Genomic DNA, 12,197 nt, shown 5'->3' with positions numbered 1-12,197 from the left:
ACGAGGCTTCGCACGTACCCTCATCCGCCCCTGCGGGGCACCTTCTCCCGACGGGAGAAGGGTCAGGCGGGCTCGGCGCTGCGGATCAGGCCAGCGTCAGAGCGCGTAGCCGAACTGCTGCTTGAACTGGTCGTTGAATTCGCTGAAATCAAATCGCTGGTTTTGCGTGCCCGGATGCTCCACCTTCAGCGCGCCCATCAGGTTGCCCATCCGCCCGATCGTCAGCCAGTCGTAGCCGCCCTGGATGCCGTAGATCAGGCCGGCGCGGAAGGCATCGCCGCAGCCGGTCGGATCGACCACGCGGCGCTCGTGCGCCGGCGGGATGTCGTAGGTCTTTTCCGGCGTATGCACCAGCGCGCCCTTCGGGCCCTGCGTGGTGATGTAGGCCTGCACGCGCGAGACGATGTCCTTTTCGTTCCAGCCGGTGCGTTCCTGCAGCAGGTTGGATTCGTAGTCGTTGACCACCACGTACTGGGCCTGCTCGATGAACTGGCGCAGTTCCGGGCCGTTGAACAACGGCATTGCCTGGCCGGGGTCGAAGATGAAGGGGATGCCGGCGGCAGCGAACTCTTCCGCATTCTGGATCATGCCCTCGCGCCCGTCCGGGCCGACCAGGCCCAGGGTCACGCCCGGCACGTCCTTCACGTGGTTTTCGTAGCTGCGCATCATCGCGCCCGGATGGAACGCGGTGATCTGGTTGTTATCGTGGTCGGTGGTGATGAAGGCCTGCGGGGTAAACAGCTCGTCGATGATCTTCACCCGCGACAGGTCGATGCCCAACGCTTCGAAGTGTTCGCGATACGGGCCGAAATCCTGGCCCACGGTGCCCATCGGGATGGGCGCGCCACCGAGCAGATGCAGGTTGTAGGCGATGTTGCCGGCGCAACCGCCGAACTCGCGGCGCATGCGCGGGACCAGGAACGACACATTCAGGATGTGCACCTTGTCCGGCAGGATGTGGTTCTTGAACTGGTCCGGAAACACCATGATGGTGTCGTAGGCGAGGGAACCACAGATCAGTGCGGACATCGAGTCAGGCCTTTGCGTTGGGAAATACCCGCCAGTTGCCGGGCATGGCAGCGGGACGGCGCGAGCGCCGCGGCGCAAAGGGTAACGGCTGCGACCGATCAGGGCCACAACCGCACACCATGCCCGGCGTGACCGGCACATGAAAACGCCGCCGCAACGGCCGATTTTTCCTTGCCCGCACCGGGGGGGATTGCTAGGCTAGCGGACTTCGTTTTCTGCCCGCTTATCGACCAGTTGTTTCTGCATTGGCGACAGGGCAAGCGACTCTTTCAGGAACGGCTCCCTCGATGTTCAAGAAACTCCGTGGCATGTTCTCCAACGACCTGTCCATCGACCTGGGCACGGCCAATACGCTGATCTACGTGCGCGGGCAGGGCATTGTGCTGAACGAACCTTCGGTGGTGGCGGTGCGTCAGGACCGCGCAATCGGCGGCACGCGCTCGGTGGCCGCCGTCGGCGCCGAGGCCAAGCAGATGCTCGGCCGCACCCCGGGCCACATCACCACGATCCGCCCGATGAAGGACGGCGTCATCGCCGACTTCACCTACACCGAGGCAATGCTGAAGCACTTCATCAAGAAGGTGCACAAGTCGCGCTTCCTGCGCCCCAGCCCGCGCGTGCTGGTGTGCGTGCCGGCCGGTTCCACCCAGGTCGAGCGCCGCGCCATCAAGGAGTCGGCGGAAGAAGCCGGTGCGCGTGACGTCTACCTGATCGAAGAACCCATGGCCGCCGCGATCGGTGCCGGCATGCCGGTGACCGAGGCGCGCGGTTCGATGGTCATCGACATCGGCGGCGGCACCACCGAAGTGGCGGTCATCTCGCTCAACGGCATCGTCTACTCGCAGTCGGTGCGCGTGGGCGGCGACCGCTTCGACGAGTCGATCACCAATTACGTGCGCCGCAACCACGGCATGCTGATCGGCGAAGCCACTGCCGAGCGCATCAAGCTGCAGATCGGCTGCGCCTACCCGCAGGAAGAGGTGCAGGAGATGGAAATCTCCGGACGCAATCTTGCCGAAGGCGTGCCGAAGATGATCAAGATCAACTCCAACGAAGTGCTCGAGGCATTGCACGAGCCGCTGTCGGGCATCATCTCCGCGGTCAAGCTGGCGCTGGAACAGACCCCGCCGGAACTGTGTGCCGACGTGGCCGAGCGCGGCATCGTGCTCACCGGCGGCGGCGCGCTGCTGCGCGACCTGGACCGCCTGATCTCCGAAGAAACCGGCCTGCACGTGCAGGTGGCCGACGACCCGCTCACCTGTGTGGCCCGCGGCGGCGGTCGTGCGCTGGAGCTGGTGGACATGCACGGCAACGAGTTCTTCGCGCCGGAGTGATGGGGACGGGAATCGGGAATCGGGAGTGGGGAATCGTGAAAGCATTCCCTGCCTGGGGCCCTGAGCGGTTGCGACGCGGTTCCGCCCATGTGAGTTTTCGCCTCAACCGTCTCGGGGACAGCCGACTGCTTCCCGATTCTCCATTCCCGATTCCCCATTCCCGGCCCTGACAGTGCCCTCCTACGCCGGTCCTCCCGTCGCCTCCCGTCCGGGCGAAGTCACCTCCACGCTGCGGCTGCTGGTCTATCTGGTGCTGGCGATCGTGCTGATCGCGCTCGATAGCCGGGGTGGGTGGCTGAGCCAGGCGCGTCTGCAGGCCAATCTGCTGATCCAGCCGATCTGGGCCGTGGCGGGGTTGCCGGGGCGGATCGGCTCGCAGGTACGCGACAACGCCGCCACCCATGCGCAACTGGTGGAAGAAACCCGCTCGCTGCGCAATCAGCTGCTGGTGGCCAACGCGCGCCTGACCCGCCTGCAGACCGCCGCGCTGGACAATGCGCAGCTGCGCGAACTGCTCAACGTCGCCGAGCGCCGCGGCCTGGACGTGCAGCTGGCGCCGATCCTGGATATCGACCTGGACCCGACCCGGCAGCGCCTGATGCTGGATGCCGGCAGCCGCGATGGCGTGCTGATGGGCCAGGCGGTGATCGATGCCGGCGGGCTGATGGGCCAGGTGATCGAAGTGACGCCGCTGCATTCGACGGTGCTGCTGCTGACCGACCCCGACCACGCGGTGCCGGTCAGCGTGGCGCGCAACGGCGTGCGCCTGATCGTCTACGGCCGCGGCGACCGGCTGGAATTGCGCGACATCCCGCTCAGTGCCGGCGTGCAGGTGGGCGATGAAATCGTCACCTCCGGCCTCGGTGGCCGCTTCCCGGCCGGCTTCCCGGTCGGCAAGGTGTCCGAGCTGCATCCGGACGACACCCACGCCTTCCTGGTCGGCGAACTGACCCCGGCCGCCAAGCTGGATCGCGGCCGCGATGTGTTGTTGCTGCGCGCCGGCAAGCCGCTACGCGTGGTGCCGGGGGCCGGGAGTCGGGAATCGGGAATCGGGAATGGCAACGGCGCCGAGGCGACGCCCTCCGCGCGATTGACCAGGCAAGCCGCAGCACCTGCATCGTCGCAAGGGGCTGTGCCTGCTAATTCCCAACTCCCGGATCCCGACTCCCGTCCCCAAAACAACCAGGGCGCAGCCACCGCGACGCCGCAGCGTGGCGCTCCTACCAATTCCCGGTTCCCTATTCCCAATTCCCGGCCCCGAAACAACCAGGGCGCAGCCACCGCACCGCCGCAGGGCAGCGCTCCTACCGATTCCCCATTCCCGATTCCCGATTCCCGTCCGGCTCCGCAGGAGACGGAGCAATGACCCGCATGCGCAACACCTGGATCCTGCCGGCGAGCATCGTCATCGCGCTGGTGCTGGGCCTGCTGCCGCTGCCGCTGGTGGTGCAGCCGCTGCGGCCGTACTGGCTGGCGCTGGTGCTGGCGTACTGGGTGATCGAGGAGCCGGACCGGGTCGGGCTGGGCATCGCCTTCGTGGCCGGGGTGCTGGCCGACCTGCTGTATGGCGGGCTGCTCGGCGAGCAGGCGCTGCGGCTGGTGATCATGACCTTCATCCTGCAGCGCTTCCGCGCGCGGATGCGCTTCTTCCCGGTCTCGCAGCAGGCGCTGGCGATCGGCGGGCTGCTGCTCAACGACCGCATCGTCTCCTCGGCCGTGCATCTGGCGGTGGGCGAGCCGACCCTGCCGTGGAGCTACTGGTGGGCGCCGCTCCTGGGCATGGCGCTGTGGCCGCCGCTGTTCGTGTTGCTGGATGCGGTGCGGCTGGGCAAGCGGAGCAAGAAGTAAGCCATGCACGGGCGTCGCCACTCCAAGAACCCGCATGCGGAGGCCGAGCAGTTCCGTCGGCGTGCGGTGCTGGGCTTTGTGATGGTGGTGATCTGCCTGGTCGGCCTGGGCGGCTGGTACTTCAAGCTGCAGGTGCTCGACCACGAGGTCTATGCCACGCGCTCGGAAGCCAACCGCATCAAGCCCAAGCCGGTGGTGCCGGGGCGCGGCATGATCTACGACCGCACCGGCCGGCTGCTGGCCGAGAATGTGCCGGCCTTCCGCCTGGACGTGACCCCGGACAAGGTCAACGACATGGACGCCATGCTGGCCGCGCTGGGCAAGGTGATCCCGATCGCGCCGGAGGATCTGGAGCGCTTCAATCGCGAGCGTCGCGCGCGCCGCAGCTTTCTGCCGGTGACGCTCAAGCTGCGCATGAGCGACGAGGAAATGGCGCGTTTTGCGGTGGAGCGCTGGCGCTTTCCCGGGGTGGAGCTGGAGCCGTACCTGACCCGGCGCTATCCGTACGGCCCGCTGTTCGCGCACATCATCGGCTACGTCGGCCGCATCGACGAAAAAGACCTGGCGGTGCTGGGCGAGGGCAATGCCGCGCTCACCCACATGGGCAAGTCCGGGCTGGAGCGCTACTACGAGCAGGACCTGCGCGGCCAGGTCGGTTACGAGCAGGTCGAAACCAACGTGCAGGGGCGGGCGATCCGTACCGTCGGTCGGGTCGCGCCGCAGTCGGGCGCGGACCTGCGCCTGTCGGTGGATGCCGACCTGCAGCGGGCGATGGTGGCCGCGTTCGGCGAGCACGAAGGCGCGGCGATCGCGATGGACCCGCGCACCGGCGAGATCCTGGGCATGGTCAGCCTGCCCAGCTACGACCCCAATCTGTTCGTCAACGGCATCTCGCATACCGACTTCAAGATGCTCAACGACAACCCGTCGCGGCCGCAGTTCAACCGGCTGGTGCTGGGCGGCGTGGCGCCGGGCTCCACGCTCAAGCCGCTGATCGCGCTGGCCGGCCTGGACAGCGGCCTGCGTCGGCCGGAAGACCGGGTGTTGTCCACCGGCATGTTCTACCTGCCCGGGGTCAGCCGCGGCTGGGGCGACTCGCATCGCGGCGGCCATGGCTGGACCGATCTGCGCAAGTCCATCGCCCAGTCGGTCAATACCTATTACTACCGGCTGGCGGTGGACATGGGCATCGAGCGCTTCGACCACTACCTGGGCGAGTACGGCTTCGGCCAGCCGACCGGGGTGGACCTGCTCGGCGAGATCGGCGGCATCCTGCCGTCGCCGGCCTACAAGTACAAAACCCGCAAGGAGCGCTGGTATCCCGGCGACACCGTCAACATCGCCATCGGCCAGGGCGACTGGAAGGTGACCCCGCTGCAACTGGTGCGCGGCATTTCGGCGATCGCCAGCGGGCTGCTGCTGCGCCCGCATCTGGTGCTGGAGCAGCGCACCGGCTTCGATCACCCCTGGCAGCCGATGATCCAGCCGCCGGGCAAGCCGATCAGCCCGAACCCGGCGCATGTGCAGGTGGTGCGCGAGGGCATGATGGACACCATGCGCCCCGGCGGCACCGGGTATGCGATCACGCCGGGTGCGCCGTATCAGATGGCCGGCAAGACCGGTACCGCGCAGGTGGTCAGCCGCAAGGGCGTGGCCGCGGTGGACCCGCGCAGCCTGCCGATGCATCTGCGTCACCGTGGCCTGTTCGTCGGCTTCGCACCGGCCGACAACCCGGTCATCGCAGTGGCGGTGGCGGTGGAGGGCGGCGGCTTCGGTACCAGCTCGGCAGCGCCGATCGCACGCAAGATCTTCGACGCCTGGCTGCTCGGCAAGCTGCCCGCCGGCCTGGAGCCGCTGGACAGCGAGCTCGGCATGACCGCCGTGGGCGTCAACCAGTTCGAAGCAGGCGCCACCGATGCGCGCCAGGCCGGCGATGCGGCCGCGGCCACGCTGGCCGAGCTGCCGGTGGTGATCGGCCAGGCCGCCGTGGCGTTGGACCCGAATACGCCGGCGCAGCCGGTGGTACCGGATGTACCCGATGCGGTCCAGGAAACCGACCATTGAGTGACATCCTGCGCTGGCTGGTGGACATGGTCGTGCGCCTCACGCGCAGCCTGGACTGGGTGCTGTGCCTGGCGTTGGGTGCGCTGATGGTGATCGGCCTGTCGGTGCTCAAGAGCGCCGGCGGCGCCGCCAACGGCGATCATCTGGTGATGGCGCAAGCCGTGCGCTTCGTCATCGGCCTGGCCGCGATGTGGGGGATTTCACGCATGTCGGTGCTGCGCCTGCGCGCCTGGACGCCGTGGGTGTACGGCTTGTCGATGCTGCCGTTGCTGGCGGTGTTCGCACTGGGCACCGGCAAATACGGCCGCCAGTGGCTGGATCTGAAACTGTTCTACCTGCAGCCGGCCGAACTGCTCAAGATCAGCCTGCCGATGATGGCGGCCTGGTATCTGCACCGCATGCCGTTGCCGCCGCGCATCTCCACCGTGCTGGTGACCGGCGTGATCATCGGCGTACCGACTGCGCTGATCATGCTGCAGCCGGACTTCGGCACCGGCGTGCTGATCGCCGCCAGCGGCGTGTTCGTGCTGCTGCTGGCCGGCTTGCCGTGGTGGTGGGTGGCGGTGGGCGTGGGCGGCATCTCGGCGGCCGCGCCGGTGGCCTGGTTCTGGCTGCTGCGGCCCTACCAGAAGGACCGCATCATGATGTTCCTCAACCCGGAAAACGATGCGCTGGGCGCCGGCTGGAACATCATCCAGTCCAAGATCGCGATCGGTTCCGGCGGCCTCGACGGCAAGGGCTGGGGGCTGGGCTCGCAGTCGCATCTGAACTTCATTCCCGAACAGACCACCGACTTCGCGTTCTCGGTGCTCAGCGAGGAGTTCGGCTGGATCGGCGTGGCGACCGTGCTCAGCCTGTACCTGATCGTGATCGCGCGGTGCCTGTGGATCGCCGCGCAGGCGCGCGACACCTATTCGCGCCTGATCGCCGGTGCCACCGGGCTGGCCTTCTTTGTCTACGTGCTGGTCAACGGCGGCATGATTTCCGGCCTGCTGCCGGTGGTGGGCGTGCCGATGCCGCTGATGAGTTACGGCGGTACCTCGGCGGTATCGCTGCTGGCCGGGCTGGGCCTGGTGATGGCGGTCAAGGCGCACCGCCCGGTGCATGGGTATTGAGTCGGCGCGGTTTTGCAGCCAACGGTGACAGTTGCTTGCCCACGTCGAAAGAACGCACCAGAGCTGGCCAAGCGCACTACGCCGCTTTGCGACAGGCACATGTCGGGCGGCTGACGCTTCGCACGGCGGGCGCGGTTCTGAACGCTGCGTTGCAATGACGAGAGACCGACGCAGGGCCGCTTCGCGCATGCGGCTTCGGGTTCGCTCACCTTCTGTGCGTGAGGGCGTTGCGCCGTAGAGTCCGATGGACCGCTGTCCTGCCCGCGGCCGTGTCGCGTTGCAGCTGCCGGCACGCGCCATTCCTCTTTCAGGTGACTTCTCCCATGAAACTGCTAACCGCCGCCATCGGCGGTGTCTGTCTGACGTTCGCCGCACACGCCGGCGCCATCACCCTTGCCACCGGCGATACGCGCGCGCTCTCCCAGCCGGCGATTCCTGCCACCTGCCAGCCGGTGAGCGCCAGCCACACGCCGAGCGGTCGGCTGTTCAACGCCGCGTTGGAAAGCGCGCCGCCCGACACCAAAACCATCCAGGCCGCGCTGACTGCCTGCACCGGCAAGAACGGCAGCGTGCTGCTCAAGGCCGGTACCGGCAATGCGTTTCTCACCGGCCCGCTGTCGATTCCTACCGGCGTCACCCTAGTCGTCGATCAGGGCGTGACCTTGTACGGCTCGCGCAATCCGGCCGACTACGGCAGCGGTTGCGGCGTTGCTGGCTCCAAGAGCGGTGGTTGCCTGCCGCTGATCAGCATCAAGGGCACCAAGTCGGGCGTGATGGGAGTACGCACCGGCGGGCGTCAGGGCACGATCGACGGACGCGGCGACCTGCCCATGCTCGGCAAGAGCACCACCTGGTGGGAGTTCGGCGAAAACGCCAAGAACGCCGGCAAGGTGCAGAACAGCCCGGACCTGATCAAGGTGCAGAACTCCACTACGTTCACCCTCTACAACGTCAATCTGATCAATGCGGCGTACTTCCATTTCTTCGCGCACATCGTCGATGGCCTGACCATCTGGGGCGTGCGGGTGAAGTCGCCGGCCACCAGCCCCAATACCGATGGCCTGGATCTGGACAGCGTGGTCAACGCCAGCCTGATCGACAACGATGTGATGGGCGGCGACGACTGCGTGGCGATCAAGACCATTGCGTCCAGGTCCGGCAACATCACCGTGCGCGACAACCGCTGCTACGGCACCCATGGCATCTCGATCGGGAGCGAAGTGATGTCCGGTGTCAACAACGTGCTGGTCGGCAACAACGTCATCACTGCCACCGACGACGCCGGCAATCGCAGCACCGACAACACCGGGCTGCGCATCAAGACCAGCCTCGCCAAGGGCGGCCCGGTCAGCCTGGTCACCTATCGCACTACCTGCCTGTACGGGGTGACCAGCCCGCTGGTGATCAACCCGTTCTATTCGACGGGCGGTAGCGGCACCAAGCCCAGCTTCAGCGAGATCGTCGTCGACGGCCTGCGTACCACCGGCGATGCCGGCCTCAAGGGCAAGGGCTGGATCCTGAAAGGCTTCGATGCGCAGACGCCGCTGGACCTGACGCTGGCCAACGTGGCGAGCGGCAATACCGCGGTCACCGCCAGCGACGCGCGGATCGGGCTCAGCAACAGCGCGCTCACCCCGACCGGCACCAATGTCACCACGCCCACCGTGCAACTCAGCGGCAGCGTGCCCACCTGCTCGGCTGCGCCGCGCTTCCCGGCCTTGTGATCGACCAGGCGCGGCCCCCGGCCGCGCCTGACGGCTGGATCGACGTCGAAGGGAACGCCAAAGCCGGCCGGTCATGCCGTCTAGTGAAGAAACCAGAAGCAGGCCCACGGCATGGCGCCGAACGCAAAGCCTCGTCAGCCCATAGCCCGGTTCACCAGACAACCCCGGTCCGCACACGAACAGCACGCACCCCATTCCCCATTCCCCATTCCCGCGCAGCACCAAACCAATCCCCAATCCCCGCTCGCAAATGGCGCGCTAAAGCTGTTTCGTTTCATGGTCTTATTGCCAGAAGTTCATCTGTTCTCTGTTACCCTCAGCCAATGATTCGACGCACTCTGACCTGCCTGCTCACCCTCGGCCTTGTCGCCTGCGCGACTCAGCCCAGCCCTCCGACCCCGCCGCCGGCCGCCAGCGCGCCCCCGGCCAAGCCGCCGAGCGTCCCGGTCGCGCCCGTCAGTGCCGCCGCCGAAGCGCCCGCGCTGCCGCCGGTGGACCTGACGCCGGTGCCGTTCGACATCGCCCGCGCCAACTTCGTGCGCGACACCGCCGCCAAATACGGCATCGATGCCGCTCAGATCGACGCGGTGCTGGCACAGGCGCAGTTCAAGGACGCCATCGTCACCGCGATGTCGCGCCCGGCCGAGCGGGTCAAACCCTGGAACGAATACCGCCCGATGTTCATCACCCAGGCGCGGATCGATGGCGGCCGCAAGTTCCTGGCCGAACATCGTGCCGAACTGAACAAGGTCGAAGCGGCCACCGGCGTGCCGGCGCAGGTGATCGTGGCCATCATCGGGGTGGAGACCAGTTACGGCAGCAACGCCGGCAAGTACCGCGTGCTGGACGCGCTGTACACGCTGGCGTTCCGCTACCCGCGCAGCGGCGACCCGGCCAAGCTCGAACGCGAAGTGCGTCGCGAGCTGTTCTTTCGCGATGAACTTGGCCAGCTGTTCGCGCTCGGCAAGGAAGAGCAACTCGATGTCACCACGCTGATCGGCAGCTATGCCGGCGCGATGGGCATGGGCCAGTTCATGCCGTCCAGCTACCGTCAGTTCGCCGTCGATGGCGATGCCGACGGCAAGCGCAATCTGTTCACCGACCACAACGACGTGTTCGCCTCGGTCGCCAACTACTTCGTCAAGAAGGGCGGTTGGGTGCGCGGTGGTCAGGTCGCGGTGCCGGCCACGCTGGCCGCCGGCCATGAGGAACTCAACCCCACCGACTGGTCGCCGGTGTACACGCTGGCCGATCTGTCCACGCGCGGCTATCACCCCAATGCGCCGGTGGTGGCCGGCAGCACCGCCACGCCGATCACCCTGGACGATGCCAACGGCAAGCAGTACTGGCTGGGCTTCCAGAATTTCTACGCGATCACTCGATACAACATTTCCAAGATGTACGCGATGGCCGTGTTCCAGCTGTCCGAGGCCATCGCCGGCAAGGAGTTACCCCCGGCATGAACAGCACGACAGGCCCCAAGTGGTTGATCCCGATGGCGCTGATGCTCGGCCTGGCGGCCTGTAGCAGTGCACCGAAGAAAAGCGCCGGTAACGGCGGAAGCGGCGCGATCAAGAGCGTCAAGGTCGACGGCAAGGGGCCGGCGTATGTCGCCACCGGTTGCCCTTCGATCTCACCGTACGCGGCCGCCAAGGAGGATCCGTCCACGCGCGGCGACTACACCGCCGGCGGCCTGTACAAGCCCGGCGTCAAGGACGCCACGCCGGACCACGTGCCCAACGTCGCCTGCATTCCCGAACCGCTGGTCGCCAACGAGCCGCGCTCGGCGGTGGGCAACCGCTCGCCATACGAAGTGCTGGGCAAGCGCTACGTGGTGATGGACAACCCCGGCGACTATGTCGAACGTGGTACCGCCTCGTATTACGGCAGCAAATTCCACGGCCGGCTGACCTCCAACAAGGAGGTCTACGACATGTACGCCTTCACTGCCGCCCACAAGACCTTGCCGCTGCCCAGCTTCGCCTTGGTGACCAATACCGACACCGGCGACTCGGTGGTGGTGCGCGTCAACGACCGCGGCCCGTTCCACGATGGTCGCGTGATCGATCTGAGCTACGCTGCGGCGGTCAAGCTGGGCATCACCGGCAAGGGCACCGGCAACGTCGAAGTACGTGGCCTGACCGAAGCCGACAACGGCAATCTGCTGGCCAAGCGCCGCAGTGGCAGCGCACCTGTCAGCACCGCGGTGGCCGCCGCACGGCCGGCCGCCAGCGCCAGCCAGATCGATGGGCTGGTGCAGCGTCTGCCCACCCGCACCGTGCCGGCCGCCGCCCCGCGTGCAGTGGCTGCCAGCGCCGCCGCCCCGGCGGCCGCCGCGGCGGCAGGCAGTGCGGGGGCCGCTGCGGTCCCCGCGGGCGAGCGTTGGCGTTACCGCGTGGCCGATTCGCGCCAGCCAGGCAATGCCGACAACTTCGATGCCTGGATGAAGGCGCAAGGCGTGCGCGTTGCCACCGGCAAGCCGGCTGCCGCCGCGCCACGGCCTGCCTCGTCCGTCGCGGTGGCCGCCGCCCCGGTCGCGGTTGCGGCGATCAAGCCCACCGACAGCGCACCGGCGCGTCCGCTCAGGAGCGAGCCGGCGCCAGCCAAGGCGCCGAGCGTGGCCGAGGCGGCATTGGGCGACATCCTGTTGCAGGTGGCCAGTTTCGCCAGTCGCGAAAACGCCAATCGCGCGCTGTCGCAACTCGCTTCGGCCGGTATTGCCGGCGCCAGCGTCAGCGACATCGTCAGCGGCGGCCGCACCTTGTGGCGGCTGCGCGTCAACGCGCGCGATCACGCCAATGCCTCGGAAATCGCGCAGCGCATCGCCGGTCTGGGCTTCGGGCGTCCGCAGATCGTTGCCAACTAGGCCGGGGCGATCTGTCTGCCAAGGCGTCGGCGGGTAGGCCGGCGCCCCTGACATCGGAAGGTATGGTCGAGCAGTCGTGATCACTGCGCGCCCTGTATGGATTGCCCGATTGCCCAGTCCCGTCAGCCGCGTTCAGCATGCCGCCTGCCGCCATCGCTGAACTGCGCAGGCGCGCGCACCCTCTGGCGCGTCGCCCTGATCGCCGCGGCGCCTTACA

9 protein-coding genes are annotated in these 12,197 nt (G+C 67.4%); 8 read left to right on the top strand and 1 reads right to left on the bottom strand.

Annotation, left to right across the window (positions count from 1 at the left end; translation table 11 throughout):
• Nucleotides 1-96: 96 nt before the first annotated feature.
• Complete coding sequence (locus tag XaplCFBP3123_RS05820; RefSeq protein ID WP_104533131.1) at nucleotides 97-1,029, bottom strand: carbohydrate kinase family protein; 933 nt, start codon at nucleotides 1,027-1,029, stop codon at nucleotides 97-99.
• A 287-nt stretch (nucleotides 1,030-1,316) separates the two neighbouring features.
• Here XaplCFBP3123_RS05820 and XaplCFBP3123_RS05815 point away from each other — a divergent pair, with 287 nt between their 5' ends.
• The 8 genes from XaplCFBP3123_RS05815 (at nucleotide 1,317) to XaplCFBP3123_RS05780 (ending at nucleotide 11,980) form a co-directional block, all read left to right on the top strand.
• Nucleotides 1,317-2,363, top strand: a complete 1,047-nt coding sequence (locus XaplCFBP3123_RS05815; RefSeq protein WP_104533130.1) for a rod shape-determining protein — start codon at nucleotides 1,317-1,319, stop codon at nucleotides 2,361-2,363.
• 172 nt (nucleotides 2,364-2,535) lie between these two features.
• The gene (gene mreC / locus XaplCFBP3123_RS05810; RefSeq protein ID WP_104533129.1) at nucleotides 2,536-3,729 is read left to right on the top strand and encodes a rod shape-determining protein MreC; all 1,194 of its coding nucleotides are present in this window, start codon (nucleotides 2,536-2,538) and stop codon (nucleotides 3,727-3,729) included.
• Entirely contained in the window at nucleotides 3,726-4,211 is a 486-nt protein-coding gene (gene mreD, locus XaplCFBP3123_RS05805) for a rod shape-determining protein MreD (RefSeq protein ID WP_104533128.1), read from the top strand. The genes mreC and mreD overlap by 4 nt, the downstream gene beginning before the upstream one ends.
• 3 nt (nucleotides 4,212-4,214) lie before the next feature.
• Nucleotides 4,215-6,275, top strand: coding sequence for a penicillin-binding protein 2 (gene mrdA, locus XaplCFBP3123_RS05800; RefSeq protein ID WP_104533127.1), 2,061 nt, complete (start codon nucleotides 4,215-4,217; stop codon nucleotides 6,273-6,275).
• Complete coding sequence (gene rodA, locus XaplCFBP3123_RS05795; protein WP_104533126.1) at nucleotides 6,272-7,390, top strand: rod shape-determining protein RodA; 1,119 nt, start codon at nucleotides 6,272-6,274, stop codon at nucleotides 7,388-7,390. The genes mrdA and rodA overlap by 4 nt, the downstream gene beginning before the upstream one ends.
• 323 nt (nucleotides 7,391-7,713) lie before the next feature.
• Nucleotides 7,714-9,114, top strand: coding sequence for a glycoside hydrolase family 28 protein (locus XaplCFBP3123_RS05790; protein WP_104533125.1), 1,401 nt, complete (start codon nucleotides 7,714-7,716; stop codon nucleotides 9,112-9,114).
• 323 nt (nucleotides 9,115-9,437) lie between these two features.
• Complete coding sequence (gene mltB, locus XaplCFBP3123_RS05785) at nucleotides 9,438-10,577, top strand: lytic murein transglycosylase B (protein ID WP_104533124.1); 1,140 nt, start codon at nucleotides 9,438-9,440, stop codon at nucleotides 10,575-10,577.
• Nucleotides 10,574-11,980 (top strand): septal ring lytic transglycosylase RlpA family protein, encoded by a 1,407-nt coding sequence (locus XaplCFBP3123_RS05780; protein ID WP_104533123.1) that lies wholly within the window; start codon nucleotides 10,574-10,576, stop codon nucleotides 11,978-11,980. Before mltB ends, XaplCFBP3123_RS05780 begins: the two co-directional genes overlap by 4 nt.
• Nucleotides 11,981-12,197: the final 217 nt, after the last annotated feature.

This window comes from Xanthomonas arboricola pv. populi (assembly GCF_002939945.1).
GTDB lineage: Bacteria > Pseudomonadota > Gammaproteobacteria > Xanthomonadales > Xanthomonadaceae > Xanthomonas > Xanthomonas arboricola_A.
The sequence above is the reverse complement of the archived record's forward strand: the minus strand, read 5'-3'. Positions and strand labels throughout refer to the sequence as shown.

Coding starts and splice junctions, on each gene's coding strand:
- XaplCFBP3123_RS05820 (WP_104533131.1), bottom strand. CDS start 1,029: ATGTCCGCACTGATCTGTGGTTCCCTCGCCTACGACACCATCATGGTG.
- XaplCFBP3123_RS05815 (WP_104533130.1), top strand. CDS start 1,317: ATGTTCAAGAAACTCCGTGGCATGTTCTCCAACGACCTGTCCATCGAC.
- mreD (WP_104533128.1), top strand. CDS start 3,726: ATGACCCGCATGCGCAACACCTGGATCCTGCCGGCGAGCATCGTCATC.
- mrdA (WP_104533127.1), top strand. CDS start 4,215: ATGCACGGGCGTCGCCACTCCAAGAACCCGCATGCGGAGGCCGAGCAG.
- XaplCFBP3123_RS05790 (WP_104533125.1), top strand. CDS start 7,714: ATGAAACTGCTAACCGCCGCCATCGGCGGTGTCTGTCTGACGTTCGCC.
- mltB (WP_104533124.1), top strand. CDS start 9,438: ATGATTCGACGCACTCTGACCTGCCTGCTCACCCTCGGCCTTGTCGCC.
- XaplCFBP3123_RS05780 (WP_104533123.1), top strand. CDS start 10,574: ATGAACAGCACGACAGGCCCCAAGTGGTTGATCCCGATGGCGCTGATG.